At 31.9% G+C, this 18,049-nt stretch carries 18 protein-coding genes; 5 read left to right on the plus strand and 13 right to left on the minus strand.

Annotated features, from left to right (window positions below; genetic code table 11):
* Positions 1 to 243: 243 nt before the first annotated feature.
* The 8 genes from EQM13_RS13565 to EQM13_RS13600 all read right to left on the minus strand — a co-directional run bounded on the left by EQM13_RS13565 (position 244) and on the right by EQM13_RS13600 (position 7,303).
* A complete protein-coding gene (locus EQM13_RS13565) occupies positions 244 to 690 on the minus strand; it encodes a GyrI-like domain-containing protein (RefSeq protein WP_128752975.1) in 447 nt (148 codons plus the stop codon).
* Between the two features lie 72 nt (positions 691 to 762).
* Positions 763 to 1,557 (minus strand): helix-turn-helix transcriptional regulator, encoded by a 795-nt coding sequence (locus EQM13_RS13570; RefSeq protein WP_128752976.1) that lies wholly within the window; start codon positions 1,555 to 1,557, stop codon positions 763 to 765.
* A gap of 28 nt (positions 1,558 to 1,585) precedes the next feature.
* On the minus strand, positions 1,586 to 2,086 hold the full coding sequence (locus EQM13_RS13575) for an NUDIX hydrolase (protein WP_071140917.1): 501 nt from the start codon (positions 2,084 to 2,086) through the stop codon (positions 1,586 to 1,588).
* Positions 2,087 to 2,119: 33 nt separating this feature from the next.
* On the minus strand, positions 2,120 to 2,671 hold the full coding sequence (locus EQM13_RS13580) for a GNAT family N-acetyltransferase (protein WP_128752977.1): 552 nt from the start codon (positions 2,669 to 2,671) through the stop codon (positions 2,120 to 2,122).
* Positions 2,672 to 2,751: 80 nt separating this feature from the next.
* Entirely contained in the window at positions 2,752 to 3,609 is an 858-nt protein-coding gene (locus EQM13_RS13585; RefSeq protein ID WP_128752978.1) for a GNAT family N-acetyltransferase, read from the minus strand.
* A gap of 114 nt (positions 3,610 to 3,723) precedes the next feature.
* Entirely contained in the window at positions 3,724 to 4,302 is a 579-nt protein-coding gene (locus EQM13_RS13590; RefSeq protein ID WP_128752979.1) for a GNAT family N-acetyltransferase, read from the minus strand.
* Between the two features lie 55 nt (positions 4,303 to 4,357).
* Positions 4,358 to 5,521 (minus strand): AI-2E family transporter, encoded by a 1,164-nt coding sequence (locus EQM13_RS13595; RefSeq protein WP_071140913.1) that lies wholly within the window; start codon positions 5,519 to 5,521, stop codon positions 4,358 to 4,360.
* 507 nt (positions 5,522 to 6,028) lie between these two features.
* Entirely contained in the window at positions 6,029 to 7,303 is a 1,275-nt protein-coding gene (locus EQM13_RS13600) for a methyl-accepting chemotaxis protein (protein WP_161567260.1), read from the minus strand.
* Positions 7,304 to 7,618: 315 nt separating this feature from the next.
* On the opposite strand from EQM13_RS13600, the gene EQM13_RS13605 reads away from it, so the two are divergent.
* The 5 genes from EQM13_RS13605 to EQM13_RS13625 all read left to right on the plus strand — a co-directional run bounded on the left by EQM13_RS13605 (position 7,619) and on the right by EQM13_RS13625 (position 11,338).
* A complete protein-coding gene (locus tag EQM13_RS13605; protein ID WP_071140908.1) occupies positions 7,619 to 8,218 on the plus strand; it encodes a tyrosine-type recombinase/integrase in 600 nt (199 codons plus the stop codon).
* Between the two features lie 173 nt (positions 8,219 to 8,391).
* The gene (locus tag EQM13_RS13610; RefSeq protein WP_128752981.1) at positions 8,392 to 9,645 is read left to right on the plus strand and encodes a glycosyltransferase; all 1,254 of its coding nucleotides are present in this window, start codon (positions 8,392 to 8,394) and stop codon (positions 9,643 to 9,645) included.
* A 305-nt stretch (positions 9,646 to 9,950) separates the two neighbouring features.
* Positions 9,951 to 10,427: an RNA polymerase sigma factor gene (locus EQM13_RS13615; RefSeq protein WP_114219907.1), complete on the plus strand. Its 477-nt coding sequence runs from the start codon at positions 9,951 to 9,953 to the stop codon at positions 10,425 to 10,427.
* Positions 10,424 to 10,756 carry a zf-HC2 domain-containing protein gene (locus tag EQM13_RS13620; RefSeq protein ID WP_071140906.1) on the plus strand — a complete coding sequence of 111 codons (333 nt, stop codon included), beginning with the start codon at positions 10,424 to 10,426 and terminating at the stop codon, positions 10,754 to 10,756. The genes EQM13_RS13615 and EQM13_RS13620 overlap by 4 nt, the downstream gene beginning before the upstream one ends.
* Positions 10,757 to 10,771: 15 nt before the next feature.
* Entirely contained in the window at positions 10,772 to 11,338 is a 567-nt protein-coding gene (locus EQM13_RS13625; protein WP_161567261.1) for an ATP-binding cassette domain-containing protein, read from the plus strand.
* Here EQM13_RS13625 and EQM13_RS13630 read toward each other — a convergent pair.
* From EQM13_RS13630 to EQM13_RS13655, 5 genes are all read right to left on the minus strand, one after another.
* Entirely contained in the window at positions 11,315 to 11,779 is a 465-nt protein-coding gene (locus EQM13_RS13630) for an NUDIX hydrolase (protein WP_128752983.1), read from the minus strand. The two genes, EQM13_RS13625 and EQM13_RS13630, sit on opposite strands and share 24 nt — an antisense overlap.
* Positions 11,780 to 12,333: 554 nt before the next feature.
* A complete protein-coding gene (locus EQM13_RS13640; protein ID WP_114219952.1) occupies positions 12,334 to 12,954 on the minus strand; it encodes an NUDIX hydrolase in 621 nt (206 codons plus the stop codon).
* A gap of 58 nt (positions 12,955 to 13,012) precedes the next feature.
* The gene (locus EQM13_RS13645; protein ID WP_071140902.1) at positions 13,013 to 13,342 is read right to left on the minus strand and encodes a hypothetical protein; all 330 of its coding nucleotides are present in this window, start codon (positions 13,340 to 13,342) and stop codon (positions 13,013 to 13,015) included.
* Positions 13,343 to 14,055: 713 nt separating this feature from the next.
* On the minus strand, positions 14,056 to 15,999 hold the full coding sequence (locus tag EQM13_RS13650) for an SIR2 family NAD-dependent protein deacylase (RefSeq protein ID WP_128752984.1): 1,944 nt from the start codon (positions 15,997 to 15,999) through the stop codon (positions 14,056 to 14,058).
* 169 nt (positions 16,000 to 16,168) lie between these two features.
* Positions 16,169 to 18,046, minus strand: a complete 1,878-nt coding sequence (locus EQM13_RS13655) for a TnsD family Tn7-like transposition protein (protein ID WP_128752985.1) — start codon at positions 18,044 to 18,046, stop codon at positions 16,169 to 16,171.
* Positions 18,047 to 18,049: the final 3 nt, after the last annotated feature.

An 18,049-nucleotide genomic window follows, 5' to 3' on the forward strand; every position in this document is an offset into this window, starting at 1 on the left:
ACTTATTATATATTTTTACTTTATTCTATTAATTCTTCGACCTTTCCCATTGATTTGCTTCAAGGAATACCAATATATTTATAATAACTCAAATATTTATTATTTTTATGCACATATATTTTTAAATCAAATATGGCTTCCCTATGGATTATAAAAAAGGTTCAATGAAAATTTATAACCATAAGTTAATTTTCATTGAACCTTTCAATTTTTTATTTAATATAATTTGAAATTAAAGTAATTTTATTTTATTGGCATATATATGTCAAATTCTCCATTTTCCATAAATCTATGGTCGTACAGTTCAAGTTGAGGTCTGCAATCCATCTCATGGCCTGAATCCGGCATCCATTTTGTAAATATGCTGTTATAAAATTCACCTAAATTTTTTAAGTCTCCGCAATAAGTATATACGACATACTTACCTTCAGGAACGACTTTTCCTTCCATTCCTTCCGGTATATCTTCAAAACTATCTACTTCTGCACAAGCGGTATAATGAAATTTTCCTTCAGAATCCACTTCATCACATATGCCATAACACAGCATAGATTGGCTCTTTCTTTTTATATAATTGTATCTTTTATTAAATACATCCCAGAGTTTTGGGATTTCTCCATTACTATTATCTCCAAAATAAGTAAGCCCTACAGCTTTAAAACCATTGATTTTCACTGCTTTTCCTTCCATAATATCTCCCTCCATTCATTTAGTAACCCAATTATATCAAATAATTCTTGCCATCTGTATGTCAGGAATTTATTATGGTTTATATAAATTTAAAATTTTTTGAGCTTTTAGGATTATATATTCTCTCACCTCTACAGGTTCTATAACTTCCAGCCTATCACTCAAAGTAAAAAGCATATTACAAGCAGTTTCAAAGCTTATCATATCTACATCACAAATTTCATATCCCTCTATTTCATTCTGAGAAAGTATAAAAAAACCTTTGAGCAAAGCTTCCATTTTTTCAAAAAATTTAATTTTTACAGGATATGCATTATAAACTTCATTAGATAATGACTGATTTACAAACTGCTCTTTGTTCTTTTCCCAGAAATTTTCTAAAGAAAAACCACAAGGCATAATAAAATTTTCATTTATTACTTCAATACTTTCTATCCTATTACACTTAAACGTTCTAATATCCTTTTTGGTCTCACAAAAAGCTACTACATACCATTGAAGATTTTTTATCACTATCCCATAAGGTCTTATAATTCTTTCTGATGTTTCCCCATCATATTTTCTATACGTTATCTTTAACTTTCTAAGATCAATTACAGACTTTTTAATTATGTCCACATTTTTATTTCCGCTTTCCCTGCCCCACCAGGGATCTGAATCAACAAAAAATTTCTCCTTAGCATTAATAATCTCTTTTCTGTGTTCTTCCGATACACTATTTTCAAGTTTAATAATGGTATTTTTAATCTGTTGTTCCATTTCCGTATTTCTTTCCGACGTTTCAAGTATTTTAGCCAAATCAGCCGATTTCATTACCCCTCTTGCATCAAGAAGCATAATAATTCCCAAAAGCCTATGAAGTCTCATAAACACACACTCCAATTAAGTTTAAAAATTAGTTTGCTTGTCCATATCCATAATTACTGTTTAATGAAATTGACTTAACTTTTAATAGTCTATCCTCTTCAAAAACACATATATGTTCATATTTATTATTTTCATTTAGCATCTTAGGCAAAAACATAGGAAGATTTAACGCAACTCCCGTATTTTTAGAGTCAAGAATCCATGATATATTTTTCCAGTCAAGAATCCCTTCCCTTACTTTTCTTGGTGTTATATAAGAAAAATTTTTAGGGATATCCGCCACAAAAGCATACATACCTCCGCTAAAGATTCCATCCTTTACCCAGGTCACCACTCCTTTATACTCTACATTTTGAAGTCTTATAGACGTTTCTTCAAGAACTTCCCTTAATATACACTCTTCAGGTGTTTCTCCCTTCTCCAATTTTCCTCCGACACCATTCCAACTACCCATCCAACTTGGTTTTTCTCTATTAATCAATAATATATTGTCTCCCTGTCTTATAAAACAAATAGTATATTTAAGCATATTAGTTCCTCCATTAATCTACTCAAATTAATATTACACCTTACCATTTAACAAAACCATATGAATATGATCTTCCCATTTCCCATTTATTCTCAGATATTTATACGCTATGCCTTCATTGTAAAACCCTAATTTTTGAATTACCCTTAATGAACGCTTGTTTTTAGGCATAATATTAGCTTCAATTCTATGTAGACCTTTTTCGTTAAATATGATTTCAATTGCTTTTTGAATTGCTTCAGTAATATAACCTTGATTAATCTCATCTTTATCTAATTTATATCCAAGATGACAGGATAAAAAAGAACCCTTCACGATATTATTAAAACTAACGGAACCAATTATTCTATTTTTGTCTTCCTTCTTAAAAATCCAGAATCTAAGGCAATTTCCTCTCCTTATATTAGTTAATTCCCCTTCCAGTTGTTCTTCTTGATATCTCTTTGTGTAAAATTCTTGGGTTTTTACAGGTTCCCATTCCTCTAAAAACGATTCGTTTCTTATGTAATAATCCAACACTAATTCTGCATAAGATTTATCTAATATTTTTAATACAAGACGTTTTGTTTCATAGAAATCCTCCATATAACTCCCTCCGATATTTTATCTTTCAAGAACTTATATTATCATCAAATTAAATTGTATAACTTATATGGACTAAAATATTACAATTTCAAAGCCATTTCATATTGACCAACTTTATATTTAAATCCCGATTTAAATATAAAGTTGGTCATGGATTCAGAATCTTCATCTATATTAAAAATTCTAATTTTTTGTGATTCCGTATTTTTTAATAAATCCGTAATGATACTTCTTCCAATCCCCTTATGTCTATAATTCTTGTCTACTGCTATTTGAGGAATATCTCCTGTCTTTTTACTAACAATTCCATAACCTATCTTTGTGTTATTAACACGAACAACGGAATACACGAATGTATCGGAAACAGCATTGATTGAATCTATAGAATTCTGCCATGATGGTATAAAATCCCAAAAACTCGTCATCAATTTCCATTCGTTAGATTTAATTCTATTGACATGTTCAACCTTATAAGCCATACTATGATCATACTCATCCTTATTATCCAATTCAAAACACAACAAATTTCTTATAATCTTAAATCCTTGTTTTTTATAAATCCGTACTGCTGACGTATTTGATTGGATTACTTCAAGAAGGTATCGGCTCACATCTTTTTTGTTAAACAACTCTTTAACCTTTAGAAGCATATTATTCGTTATCCCTTGTTTTCTATATTCTCTTATAACACCTGTTCCTATATCATAGACAGTTTGCTCTCCTCTCCAGTTTCTCAGCCCATTCAAAACAAAACCTGCCAGTTCCTCATCTTTAAACGCACCTATCGAAATCCCAGGAACATAACCTCTTCTTTGCAACAATTGGCAAAAATCAAAAAGCGACAAATCTATTTCAACTTGATAATCGGAAAATGCCCCTAAAAATCCCTTATAAAGCATTTCAATATTTGTATTTTCAAGGGTTTTATAATCAAACATATTAGTTTTCTCCTTTTCATCCCTTCATCAATATAAATCATACATAAGCCATAAAATTTAAACCTTTTATAATTTATATTTATATTGCTGCTTTTTTCAGGCATATTAAATTTTTTATATAACCGATTGCTTGTACCTAACAAGGAGATAGTCATCATAATTTTTAAATCCCAATGAAGTGTAAGCTTTGACAGCAGGTAAATTGTTCTTTACAACAGAAAGAGTCGGCAATTTTCCCCTCTCAACTATCCTTCTGCATATTTCCGATACAATTGCTTTACAATATCCCTTATTTCTTTCATCCTGAACTGTATAAACACCTCCGATTTGATTAATCTTAGGAGTATAAGTCTGGATACACGCCTGAGCTACAATTTTACCGTTTCTTTCCCCAATGATAAAATCTTCTTCCTCTTCTCTTTGGATTAATGTGTTTTTAATGCTTTCTCTCGTCTGAATTTGGTTGAATCCATTTATGCGAGCATTCAACACAAAATCTACTACGTCTTTACTATCCACTCCCCTTATATCTCTAAAATTTAAATCATTTAATATAAAGGGTTTAAAATTCTTATTTATAAAATACGAACCTTCACTATATTCCTCAATCTCTTTATAATCTTTGAGTCCTTCATATAAAGGCCTTACAATCCTGTTCATTCCCAATAAAAACTCAAACTTCCTCTTTTTCATAATTCCCACAAATAAAGGAACAGCATCATCAACGATACACCTCCGTAAATAAAAATTATAAGTAATGCGATGTTTCAGTGGGCATATCTTTTTTCTTTAATCTTTCTTCAATAATATCCTTAATTATAGAATAAATTATTGTAAATAAAGGAACTCCTATAATCATTCCTACTATTCCAAATGCCTTTCCCATTACCAAAATGGAAAACAAAATCCAAAAAGCCGATATTCCAAGAGAATCCCCCAAAATTTTAGGTTCTATAAGATTGGCATCTGTTTGTTGTATTATTAATATAATAAGTAAAAACCATAGCGCTTTTATTGGCGAAACAAAAAATATTATTATAAAAGATGGAATAGCCCCAAGAAATGGGCCAAAAAACGGAATAACATTTGTAATCCCTACCGTAAATGAAATCAACACAGCATAAGGCATTTTAAATATTGTTAAAACAATAAATGTTATTATTCCTATAATAAATGCATCTAATATCTTTCCGCCTATAAATCTGTTAAATATATTATTGCTTCTATAAAATAACTTTAAGATTTCCATTGCTCCCGTTTTTGAAAATAAGGAATAAACTATTTTTTTCCCTAAAGCAAAAAACCTTTCCTTATCAATTAAAACATAAATGGAGATAATCAATCCTAAAATTATATTCCAAATACCGGATATTGCTGTTTTAAATAAATTGCCCAACATAGGAACCAAATCGTCGGAAACATTATTAATATAATTTACAAATTCATTCCATTTTTCAACTGCGAAATCTAAATATTCCTCTCTTATATTTAAGCGTGAGACTAAATTATTTAATAACTCGTCTCCTTTGTCAATATAATAAGGAATATTGTTTATTAAACCTACAATGCTGGCAGACAACTGAGGCAGTATAAAATTCATAAATAAATATAACATCAATAGAGTAGTAACATAGGTAAGCAAAATACCTATCCTTCTTTTATTTTTTTGTTTCAGTTTATTTAAAGTTCCAAGGGTTAATACTTTTTTTTCATAAAATTTTAATATAAAATTCAAAAGGTAGCCGATCGTCAAACCTATAATAAACGGCTGAAGCACTGATACAGCATTTGATACATGAACTCTAAGCGAACTTATCCGTGATATTATAAGGTAAAATATAATACTACAACAGATTACTATAAAAGAATACACGGATATTGTAGTATAATTTCTATTCCAATTTATTTTCAACTCTTTTTCTCTCCTAATATTAATAATATTTTTTATAACGAATAAGAAAGTTCCCACTTATAAAATACTGATTAAAAAGAACTTTCCGTAAATGAGTTTCAAGAAAAGCTTTCTTATAATATAATTTTTCGATAGAAGCTTTTCTTATAACCCATAGGGAAATCAAGATTTCCTTAATATAAATTTCCCGTTAAGTGGGTTTCAAGAAAGGCTTCCTCATAATTCTTTGATAGAAGCTTTTCTTATATTGATTCTATTATAAACATTAATTCTACCTATATGTCAATATTTTTTTAATAAAAAAGGTTTCTATTGAAATACCAATATGTTAAATAGGCCTTTTTTGAAATCCATTCCATGGAAAATATAAATTAAGGTAAAATATGTTTTCCTATGGGTTATAAGAATTAATTTTATTGTAATTATCTCAGAAAAAACTTTATATACAGCCTAAAAGGACAGTTTTTTAAAAAAACTGTCCTTTTGATCTCTTATATTTTGAAATTTTTAATCCATTTTAAATTTTCTAACCATTTCATTAAGTTTCTGTGCAAGTTCCGCTTGCTCTTGAGCAACTTGAGCAACCTCTTCAACTCCTTGGGAAGAATCACTTATACTGTCTTCTATTTCGTGTGTATCCTCCGATACTTTTTGAGATGTATTTGCCATAACTTGGATAGCTTCACTTACTTGTTCTACCGTTGCATTAATTTCTTCAGTCATAGAAGCAACTTCTTCTGATATTTCACTTAAGAAACCCGCATCTTCATAATATTGTCTTCCTGTTTCTGCAAAAGAATTTAAATGCAAATTTATGTTTTCTTCCATGAATTTTAATATTTCACTTCCATTGTTAGATAAGTTAATAAAAGCATTCTTAACTATTTCCACAGTATCATATATATCCGATACCGATTGTGCAGACTGTTCCGCAAGCTTCCCTATCTCTTCCGCTACTACCGCAAACCCTTTTCCATGTTCTCCAGCTCTTGCTGCTTCTATAGATGCATTCAATGCAAGAAGGTTAGTCTTTGATGAGATACTTGAAATAGTATCTGCCATTATTTTTATTTTATCTACTACCCTTCCATCTTCTATTGCTTTTAAAATAGCTTTCTTTTTCTCTTCATTCATTTGTTTCGTACTATCTACGGATTTCTTAGCCTCTTTCTGAACATTTAAAGCCTTTTCTTTTATGTCACTCGCATGATTATTTCCTTCAACTGCTCTGTCTGAAAGCTGTGAAATACTTGCATTCACTTCTTCTACGGACGCAGTTATCTCTTGTGCCGAAGAGCTGGAATCTTGAACACCTTTTACTATTTCCGAGGTGGAACCGTTTATTGTCTCAATCTTTGCTGCAATCTCTTCTACAGATGAAGAAAGTTCCTCACTTAGCGAACTTAAATTCCCTGAGGTATCCACAATATCTTTAATTATTCTGATTAACCCTTTTTGCATCGTTTCCACAGAATTTGCTATATCGCCTACTTCATCCTTTCTGTCCAAATACTTTTTAGGCACATGATATGTAAAATCTCCATTTGAAACAATCTTTAAATGTTTAGAGGTGAGAATCATAGGAGCCACAATATCTTTATTTAGCATAAAACCGAGTATAATACAAAGAATAATTCCAAAGCCCGTCAATATTATCATTGCAAGTCTTAAATTGTCCTGATAAATACTATTAATTCCCACACAACCGATTATTACAATAAATAAAGCTATAAGTATAAATGATACCAATAATTTATACTTAATTTTAAACTTCTTGCCCATAATTTTCATTCCTCCTAAGTAAGTTTTAAATTGTCTAATAATTCTCAGCCTTTGTTTTTTGACAATTAATTTTTAAAGCTATATTATTTATTAAAACAATATAAATATTTTGTTTAAATTATCGGCAAATTTTTTTAATATGGAATTATTAATACGCCAATATATGACTTAATATTACATTTATTTTATATTATGTTATATATATTGTTTGAATTTGTAAAAAAATTATTAAAAGTTGGTTTTTAAGATATATTATGTTATAATTTATTAAACAAAATATTTATTTTGTACCATTTTATGCTTAGGAGGAAAACAATGGAGCAAAATTACAATAGACGAATAAAATATCTGACACAACAAGAAACAAGAAACCTTTTCATGGAAATCAGCAACTTAAAAAACATTCATAACACAAGAAATTTGGCAATATTTAGGATTGCATACAGGTGTGCACTGAGAGCATCGGAAATAGCCCTAATAAGACTGCAAGACTATAATGCTGGGAAAGGGGAACTTTACTGTAAAAGGCTTAAAGGTAGCTGCAATAATACAATACGGCTTGATAGTAAAACAAAAGCAGCTTTAGACAAATATATAAGTGAAGCGAATATATCGTCTAACTCCGAAGTGCTTTTCAAAAGCCAAAAAAATAAACCCATTTCGAGGCAAACTCTTGATTACTTAATGAAAAAATATTGTATGCTTGCTAAAATCGACGATAAAAGCAAACATCACTTTCATACCCTGAAACATACTGCGGCAGTTCACCTGGCCGAATCAGATATGGACATAAAGGAACTCCAGTGGTGGCTTGGTCATAAGTCCGTTTCAAATACAGAAATCTACTTTCAATTTACTACAAAGCAACAAGAAAAAATGTACGCAAAACTTGAAAAAAACAGCGAAATGGTTTAAAAGGATGCCATGGACCATATTCAAATCAACTATTGCAACAGTAATCTTGCTCACAAAGAATCTCTCGGTACTTTCATATCTCATCAAAAGTTACAATTTACAAGGATAATCCGTATTGACATATGTTTTCATTACAATTTGTACCTGAGCAAAGCGAAAGGATGTGAGTTAAAATGAAATATGGAATTATAACTATCGGTTCTCAAGGGGATATTAACCCCTTTATTGCCCTTGGAAAACGGCTTCAAAGCCGGGGACATCATGTGCGAATAGCAGCATTTCACAAGTTTGAAGAATATATCAGGTCAGAAGGCTTTGAATATGCACCACTGGCCGGGGATGCTGTCGATGTAATTCGATTGTTGATCGGGGAACAAGTGTCCCCATTTCAATACTTCTATAATCTTGATACATTATTAAATCCCATAAAAGACGAGTTCCTTTCCGATGTGGTTTCTGCCTGCAAAGGTATGGATGCAATACTGTATTCGTTGCTTGGTGCTGTGGCATGGCATGTAGCGGACAGCTTGAATATCCCTTGCTTTCGTGTATTCTTTTTTCCGGCAGACCCGACAGGAGAATTTCCGGCAATGACAGCGCCTGGTTTACCTCTTGGTCCTGTCTATAATAGATTTACATTTGCCTGCGGGGATTTTCTTTGGACTCATGCTACGCGAAGGTTGCTAAACGATTGGCGGAAAAATTTAGGGCTTACAAAAATACGTCCTTTCTCTTTTCCCTATCGAAATTTACATGGAAAGCCAATTCCTACCCTTTACGCATATAGCCCGATTGTTGCACCAAAACCTGATGAATGGGATGACGATAAACACATCACTGGATATTGGGTCCGTGATTCAAAAACTGATTGGAAGCCAGACAAGACACTTGTTAACTTTTTGAAAACAGGAAGCCGGCCAATTTATATTGGCTTTGGCAGTATGGTCGGTGGTTCATTTCAACAAATTCTTGATATTGTATTGGAGAGTCTTCGAATAACGAATCAACGCGCTATTCTTTCTGCCGGATGGGGCAATTTGCAGGAACAGCATTTACCCGACTATATCCATCAAGTCGGATTTGTTCTCCATGAATGGCTCTTTCAACATGTTGCTGCTGTTGTTCATCACGGCGGAGCTGGAACGACGGCCACCGGATTGCGGATGGGTGTTCCAACGATTGTAGTACCGTTTGGAGGAGATCAGCCCTATTGGGGCAATCGTGTTCATCAATTAGGAGTTGGACCAAAACCGATACCACGAAAAAAATTAGATGCAAAATGCCTTTCTGCGGCTATTTTACAAGCTATTAATAGCCAAGAAATAATTGCTAATGCTAAACATATTGGAGAAAAACTGTGTGCAGAAGACGGCGTCGGGAAAGCAGCGGATATTATTGAGCATAGAACCAAAATAGATAATTATTAAGTTGATTTTCTTAATGCATCACACAGAATTATTCATTAAAATGTATCAGAAATTTTTGTTCTGTACAACTCCAAAAAATCACAGGAATTTAAGGGCGGCAAGTTCGCTCTTTTTTTTCGACACTTTTCAAATGACATATACAAAAAATTTGTGAGGAACACTGTATCTCCGATGTGGTTCACTTTGAACATATATGGCTGGTACCTAAAGAAACAAGTAAATCTGAAAATATAAGATGGAAAGAAAATAAAAAAATTTGAAACGTTTTTATATAATCTAAGTCTTTATAGACGGGAGGTGAGAAAGTGAGGGACTTCGAAAAAATATATACAGAATACTTTTCCGACGTATATAAATATGTGCTGACCATATGCCGGAACGGGGCCATTGCGGAAGAAGTTACACAGGAAACTTTTTTCAAGGCTATGCGGCATATAAATCAATTCAACGGAAGCTGTAAATTATATGTATGGCTTTGTCAGATAGCTAAAAATACTTATTTCTCGCTTTCCAATAAGCAAAAGTGGATAAGCCCTGATATAGATGTGGATTTCCCGGATACAACATCGGATTTAGAAAGAGATTACCTTGATAAAGACACGGCAAGGCGGTTACACGTTCTCCTTCATAATCTGAATGAGCCATACAAAGAGGTCTTTACTTTACGGGTGTTTGGAGAACTGCCATTTTCTCAAATCGGTGAATTATTTGAGAAAACCGATAGTTGGGCAAGACTGATTTTTTACAGAGCAAAAAAACAATTACAGGAGGCAATGAAATGAAAATATCTTGTGAAATCATAAGAGATTTACTGCCGTTGTACCACGATGGCGTTTGCAGTAACGATAGCAAAAAATTAGTTGAAGAACATCTTGCTTATTGTGATAGCTGTAAAGCCGAGTTGAAAGCAATGGACGATAAATTACCCATTAACGATGCGAAGCAAAATTTGAACGAAGCCGAAGCGGTAAAGAAACTGTCAAGGAGGTGGAAAAAAGGAATGATAAAATCGTTGCTGAAAGGCATTTTAATCACGATTTTAGCCATTGCCGTTATTGTGCTTATTCTCTATTGCTTCATGGATTTTAGAATTACACCCAAACCCTATTGATTGGAGGAAAATAATTTGAATGACTACATTTTAACAGCAGAGCATATCAAAAAAGAATACAACGGAAACACGGTTTTACGTGACGTTTCAATTTATATTAAGAAAGGTGAGATTTACGGCTTGATTGGTAAAAACGGTTCCGGTAAAACGACCCTGTTTCGTATTCTGACAGGACTTATTCAAAGATATAACGGAACGGTTTCCGTTGGAAAAGTTAATACTCACAAAAGCAAGGTTTCTGCAGTTATTAACTCTCCATCATTGTTTCTTAATTTGAGCGCATTTGAAAACATGAAAGCGCAAGCATTCCTGTTGGGAATTCACAATGACAGCCGGATTAAACAAACCCTGAAAACTGTCGGATTACAGGATTATAAAAACATACTGGCAAAAAATTTCTCATTGGGCATGACCCAAAGATTGAAATTGGGAATGGCACTGTTGAAAACCCCTGATATTCTCATTTTAGACGAACCTATTAATGGACTAGACCCCGACGGTATTGTAGAACTACGGGAACTGCTGCTCAACTTAAATCATACCGACGGAATGACAATTCTAACTTCCAGCCAGATACTTTGAAAGGAATTCCTCCACAATTTCTTCAATTGAAGAACTCAAATTTGATGGTATTTTATCCAACGGGAAAAATCGTGCATCTCTACCTTCACTCGGATCAACTACTATTTCTCCAGAAAAATCTTTACATATATATGTAGCAGTAACATTATAAACTTCATTCCCGTCCGGATATTTATAGTATAATTTCTCTCCTGAATAAACATTAAAAAGTTTTAGATCTCTACATATTAGTCCTACTTCTTCCAATACTTCACGCTTAGCCGTTTGTTCAAAGCTTTCACCTAACTCCATCGCTCCACCTGGTAATCCCCACCAATCTCTGTCGATACGATGATGTAACAAAATTTGACCTTGATCATTCAGTAAAATAACATTTGCTCCGCACATAATTATTGGTCTTGTGCCTATTAGTTTCCTTAAATCTCCAATATAATCTGTCATACCTGCCCCTCCAAAATTATACTTATTTAACCTAAATACTGATTAGCATCATAGAAATCTTACATAGCTTTCGAATCTCTGACATCTGCAACCTAACATTTCATATTATAATTATGGGTATTGCTAATTCTCACAAATTATATACTTTAATTGTATACATCGGCAATATCCCCTTTATGCATTATTAGTGAACTACACCCCACTTATAAGAAGTGGGGGCTTCGTACAGAAGATTTATAGTCTAAGCTATCCTTATTCTAACAGGCGTATCCACTTCGCCACTACCGTATAGTGCTTTTATGCACACAACGCTACTTTTTTTTAGTATATTCAATGCTCCGTTTACATCAGCATTTAAGCAATATCCTTTTTGGGTCTTATATAGTCCTCTTTTGCCACTGAATTCATATTCCTTTGATGCGTTGGGATTATATTGATGTAACTTTGTAATAAAGTTTAATCATTTTATTATATATATTATAAAAGTTTATTATAAATCCATATCAACAGTGCAGAGTTAAAAAACAAAACTACATTCCTTTCAATGCTAAATTTTATTTTTGCAAAATATACCCTAATGCCTTTGCTGTACCAATGGGGTAAAGATATATATTATCAAAATCTAAATTTTTACACCCAGCTACTATATCAGCTCCATTATTTACTAATTCTCTCAATGTAGGCTTATAACTAACATTTTTAACCACTTGCTCTCTAGTTAAAGCAATCACTCCTCCAACTTCATATTTTTGAAGGTTTTTAGGCTCTGTACTTAATCTTGCATTAAATATTATTATTTTATACAATTGTCCTGCTTTTGGAGTTCCTTCTGCATGAATCATATCATATAACGCAAGAGGTTTTACATTATCCTCCACTTCAACATTCTCTATTTTACCATCACTATGCATATACCACGTTTTTTCAGATGAAATTAGTTGTATATCAGCCTCTAATTCTTCCTTAACTTCTCGTTTCGCACAAGTAACAAAATCCTCCCCTTCCTCTAAATGACCTCCAATCCCTGCATAAAAAATATTATTTTTCATATTCTCATACTTTTTACCCGGTAAGAAAAATAAATATTTTTCATCAGTATACTTTAATGCTAATCCTACTCCAGTTTCTGTACTTTCCTTAATATAATCCGAAAGCTTATACAACAAATCTATCATCTCCTAATTAATTAGTATAGTATTATCTCAATACTATCTATTTCATACACTGGAATTATTATTGTTCTATTTCCCGAATCATTTTAAAAACATTATCATCAATAATAAATCTCAAGTTATAATAATCGTCTCCCTTTAAAAGGAGGCTCAAGTATTCTTTTTCAGATATGTTATTATATCCAATAGTTGTTTTTCTACAAACATCATACTTTTCATAATTGTTAAGAAGCCTTTCAACTAATAAAGAAAGATATTTTGCTTGATCATAAGATAAATGCATAGGGTATGCATGAACTTTATTCCAAAATACTGTTTCAATTTTTCTAGTTCCATATAGTTTATTAAACTTATCATAATCTTGATATAAAATAGTACCAGGATAAAGCATAGTTGGCTTAAGTGATACTCCGCAAATTTTGATAAAAACCCCGCAACAAATCAGAAATTATTCTGTATCTACTGCGAGGTTTCACAAAGTTCATTATTATAGAGTAAATGTATATTTAAAATAAACTCCGCTCCAAACCGAAATCCCTCAAACCCTTATCCCTTCTCGCCTTATGCCCATTTTCCTAATTCTTTCCATATAATAAAGTCGGTTCAAAAATTCCATATTTTCATTCCATTTAATAACATTTATTCCTTAATTCTTGTAGTAATTTTTAAAATAAAGTCGGTTCCAAATAGGGATAAGGTGAAAGGAAAAAGGTATAAGGTTGCATTTTCTATTGTCTTATTTCAGTGTTATTTCAATCAACATATCGTTTTCAATTCCTTTAAAATCAATACCTTTAGCCTTATTACTTACCCCTTAACCCTTTCTTACAGAAAACAAACCCCGCAGCAAATGAAGATTTCTCCTGCATCTGCTACGGGATTTTGGAACGGACTTTATTTTTATGGAGCGAACTTTATTTTAATGGAGTCAACTTTATTTGAATTATACATAGTTAAGGTCAAGAAGACTTGGGATAAGGAAATAAGCATTTTATATCCGTTATTCTATATAAACAACTGTAACTTGAAAGTCCACTATGCAAAATAAAGCCCTCATCAATTCTTCGTAGTAAATGTAAAGTTTCTTATCTGTTTAAGTAATATTTATTTATTTTGTTTATACTCAATAAATAGGTTTCCTGATTTACTTTTTATTACTGTGAAGTTCTTTTCTTTTTCATCTAACACTATATTTTTAGTCTCTATATAAGCGTCATCACAATGAATATGTGGGCGACCTAATGTTAATTCAGTTCCAAAGAGTTCTATAGTTTCTTCCTCTTCACCTTCTATATCAAATTCAAATGCATCGCTATTTTCTTTATTATATAAAGCAATTATCTTTTCATCTTCAACTGGCAATTCCTCAATATACAATTTACCATTGTTTTGAATGATATTACCTAGCCTATTAATTATATCGATATCATCATATGATATTTTATCTGGCACGTTAAAATTAACATGAAAATATTTTTGTATTTTTATGAGGTTCGAGTAAGCAAATTCTTGCAGTTTAAACGATTCAATAAATTCTTTCAAATTATCTTTTTCAATCGATATGTCAGGCAAATCAAAATGAATACTGTAATCATCTGCTCTATATAGTGATACTTTTTCTCCATTAAACCACTTTAAAAGCAACTTTGAAACCTTACTTCCTTCATATATATCTGATGGTTTTAACCATTGAATATTAATTTTTTTATCTTCAATTATGCAATGATGCTCGTCTATACTTTTTAGTAAAAACTTGAATATTATTCTAAAACTTTTATGATTTATTTCAGTTTGTATTAAAAACTTAGAAACATATCTTTTAAATATGACATTTTCAGGTTCATCTACGTCTTGAAAATATAGGTGTCCTACATACTCTTCCTCTGGATGAGGTATTAAATGTAAACTATTAGTTATCTGTAAACATTGTGGAACCGAATTTATGCTATAGCCATTAATTTTACTATCTATTTCTTTAATAAATTCACCAGGTATAGTAATAGGTTCAAAACTTTTACCATTCAAAAATTCATATAATTTTTTCATTATATCAATATACTCTTCGTCTTTTTTATTACTTTCAAATCTAATGCTTAAGTTCATATTAACATTATCTGAATTACCATTTAATAAACCTATGGAAGATAAATATGGATACTGTCCGAAAATTTGGAAATCTAATTTTACTCCTTCTTTTTCAAAAACTTTTTTAACTTTTTGAAATTGTACTAAACCTTTACTACAATCTTCAATTAATTTGTCTTTAATATCCTTTTCCAATTTAGGAATAATTTCTTCCGCAGACATCGGTATATAGGATATATTTTTTGTTGCTAAATAAGCCTGTTTATATTCAGGTAATTGTGGTATTGCTAAAAAACATTCATTACCAAATTGTCCCAACTTATCAATTATCTTATCAAAAATAAATTGGATATTAGGGTCTTCCAAAGAATATCCCACAAAAAAAATCGATTTCTTTGCAATAATAGATTTTATCTCTGTCCATAATGGCCTAAATATATCACTATCAAAAAACTTTAAATAATCCGATTTTGTTATTATGATTAAATCTGGATTAGTAAAATCAGAATGTATTTTAAATAACTTAACTTTATCAGAATTAATCGATGAAAATGCTGTAGCAATAGACTCATCTCTAATAATTACCTCTATATCATTTCCATATGCTCTTTCAAATAAATCATCAAAATTTGTTGTAATAATTGTTTGTATTTGGGGTATGTTTTTTAATGAATTATGTACATATAAATCTGAAACATTAATGTCTACTTGCAAAGCATTTTTGATTATTGAAAATAACTCTGTTTTTTTATTATTACGCATTTTGACAAATTCTTCTGCTACTTCTGGTAAAGTGTTATAATGACTTAGTAGTTCCTTTTCACTTTGTGTCGCACTTGATTTAATTTTTTGTACTAATTCTGCTCCCATCGGCACTCCTGCGTATTTTGAGAATCCTGCTCCAACCCAAAGAACTACTTCATTATTTCTAATTTTATTTAATAGTTTTTCATAGTTATGCATTCTTAAATCACCTTCTTTTCAAAGAAAGTTTATCATTTTATCTTGTACATCTTTATAATTAATATTTCGACATTAGCCCTTATTTTCCTTGAAGATTTTATAATTCTATCAACTAAAATATTAGCACATCTATAAAGTATATAATCATGTTTGTCGCTTTTGTAACTATTTACTCAACAAATATTTTACTTAATTCAAATTTATATTCCTCCCTAATCCCCGCCTTCCTGATTATCTTCCACATTTGCAGTTCCTCTCCTTCTTTCTCTAATTCCTTAACTGCCCAGCGAAACCTTCTTAACCTGAAGTCATGATTGGTCTCCTTAACAGAATCCAGGTATGCTTTTGTCTTTGGAAGTTTATCTAAATGCTTTCCAAGCAAGCCTCTTATACCTAATTTACTACCAATTAGACTAATAGTAATCCTTTCAGGCTTTTCGTCCGAATTCAGCATCTTATCAACTATTTCTTTTATCTGAGACAATATCTCATTATCTCTTTGATTCCAATCAACTCTGCTTTTTACAGTATTAGACACTTTTTTATCAGGTGAGTTCTGGTTTAGCCATTCCCTGTCATTTCTATAAAGCCAGGCAAATAAAGCCTTATCAACCTGCCGTAATTGCGTTTTTCCCATCTCTGGATATTGCTTTCTTAATTCATTCCACCTTTTTCTGTAGTAATCCTTATCATCCAAGTTCTTTGAAGAATAACTGCTTTTTTCATTATCATATACAACATCAGCCTCACTCCGCTTTCCCCAGTAAGTCGTTAATCCAAGTTTCTTAGCATACTTCTTAACTGTAATAGGGTCTACCCCTAATAACCTTGCTGTTTCTCTTAAACTCAACTTTCGGTCTAATAATTCTTTGAGTTTCTCCTCCCATACTTGTCCAAACTTTTTTATCCTTCCGAATCTATATCTTGCATCCTCAGACTCATCTGGCCCACTTCTGGTATAAACAAAACCGCAAGCACAGGAAAAAGTCCCAACAGGACATTTTGAATCTGTACTGTGTGAGACCTTTAAATCAAAAACAACTGGTTTCAGATAATGGTCTGCCGCTGCATTCAAACAAGGCCACGGTCCATCCCCAAATGGTTTATATTCCATCTTTTTATAAAATAAATCAGGAAGAGAAATTCCAAGAAAACGGGACAAAAGCAAATGTCTGATAGGATGAGCAGTCTTGTTTTTCTTCCTTAACATATCCATCAGCCAATTTGAATCGTTATCGACATCAACCCTAGACTGAACAATTTCTAAAAATTCTTCACCGTAATAATTAACAAACTCTTTTATAAACTCCTTTTGATGCACTTTTCCGTTTGAAGTTGCAAATCCCATTTCTATCATCTTTGCAAGATACTGCTCTTTATACCATTCTATATTTCTCTTTTCAAAATCACTGTTAAGTAAAATCTGAGCATCCTCTGCAAGCCTAACCAGTTTTTCAAAAACATCAGCAGCGTATATCACATCAATATCTGGCTTTACACAGTTCTCTTCGCTAGCAGCCTTATATTGGTATTTGTTATATCCCCTGACCAGTACCAGGCTATTATATAAAGGAACATAATGTTTTAGGCATACTAGTACCCCTGGTATTTGATGAACTCTATGCCAGTATAACTCTCCGTACTGAAACTTATCTTCTTTAGCGCAGATAGGACAAAACTTAAAATACTGGTTTAATACTATAGAACTGGCCATAATTCCAGTCCGGCTGTATATGCTTCCTCCATTTTCCCCTTTCATTGATTGAAAAACTTGTTCTGCACGCTCAGGAGGTAAGAAAGCAGAATAGAATGGAAGAAGTGTATGCCTTTTAATAAGATATTCTTCAGTATACCTGGAATTAAGGGGCATATTATTGACGAGGTTATGTATATTGGAAGGCAAGTCCATCACCGCTGTTACGAAAGTTGACCCAAATAGGTCTCTTATTGTCGCCTTATAACTTATATTTCCACTCCGCACATGGTATCTTGCAAGGACGCTGTATAATACTTCATCCTCATAAGGCACAGGAAAAAACGTCATCATATG

The sequence above is a fragment of the Acidilutibacter cellobiosedens genome, assembly GCF_004103715.1.
Classification (GTDB): domain Bacteria; phylum Bacillota; class Clostridia; order Tissierellales; family Acidilutibacteraceae; genus Acidilutibacter; species Acidilutibacter cellobiosedens.

Bases quoted from the DNA above. Each gene is read 5' to 3' on its own strand.
- EQM13_RS13565 (WP_128752975.1), bottom strand. From the start codon at position 690: ATGGAAGGAAAAGCAGTGAAAATCAATGGTTTTAAAGCTGTAGGGCTT.
- EQM13_RS13570 (WP_128752976.1), bottom strand. From the start codon at position 1,557: ATGAGACTTCATAGGCTTTTGGGAATTATTATGCTTCTTGATGCAAGA.
- EQM13_RS13575 (WP_071140917.1), bottom strand. From the start codon at position 2,086: ATGCTTAAATATACTATTTGTTTTATAAGACAGGGAGACAATATATTA.
- EQM13_RS13580 (WP_128752977.1), bottom strand. From the start codon at position 2,671: ATGGAGGATTTCTATGAAACAAAACGTCTTGTATTAAAAATATTAGAT.
- EQM13_RS13585 (WP_128752978.1), bottom strand. From the start codon at position 3,609: ATGTTTGATTATAAAACCCTTGAAAATACAAATATTGAAATGCTTTAT.
- EQM13_RS13590 (WP_128752979.1), bottom strand. From the start codon at position 4,302: ATGAAAAAGAGGAAGTTTGAGTTTTTATTGGGAATGAACAGGATTGTA.
- EQM13_RS13600 (WP_161567260.1), bottom strand. From the start codon at position 7,303: ATGGGCAAGAAGTTTAAAATTAAGTATAAATTATTGGTATCATTTATA.
- EQM13_RS13605 (WP_071140908.1), top strand. From the start codon at position 7,619: ATGGAGCAAAATTACAATAGACGAATAAAATATCTGACACAACAAGAA.
- EQM13_RS13610 (WP_128752981.1), top strand. From the start codon at position 8,392: ATGAAATATGGAATTATAACTATCGGTTCTCAAGGGGATATTAACCCC.
- EQM13_RS13620 (WP_071140906.1), top strand. From the start codon at position 10,424: ATGAAAATATCTTGTGAAATCATAAGAGATTTACTGCCGTTGTACCAC.
- EQM13_RS13630 (WP_128752983.1), bottom strand. From the start codon at position 11,779: ATGACAGATTATATTGGAGATTTAAGGAAACTAATAGGCACAAGACCA.
- EQM13_RS13640 (WP_114219952.1), bottom strand. From the start codon at position 12,954: ATGATAGATTTGTTGTATAAGCTTTCGGATTATATTAAGGAAAGTACA.
- EQM13_RS13645 (WP_071140902.1), bottom strand. From the start codon at position 13,342: ATGCTTTATCCTGGTACTATTTTATATCAAGATTATGATAAGTTTAAT.
- EQM13_RS13650 (WP_128752984.1), bottom strand. From the start codon at position 15,999: ATGCATAACTATGAAAAACTATTAAATAAAATTAGAAATAATGAAGTA.
- EQM13_RS13655 (WP_128752985.1), bottom strand. From the start codon at position 18,046: ATGATGACGTTTTTTCCTGTGCCTTATGAGGATGAAGTATTATACAGC.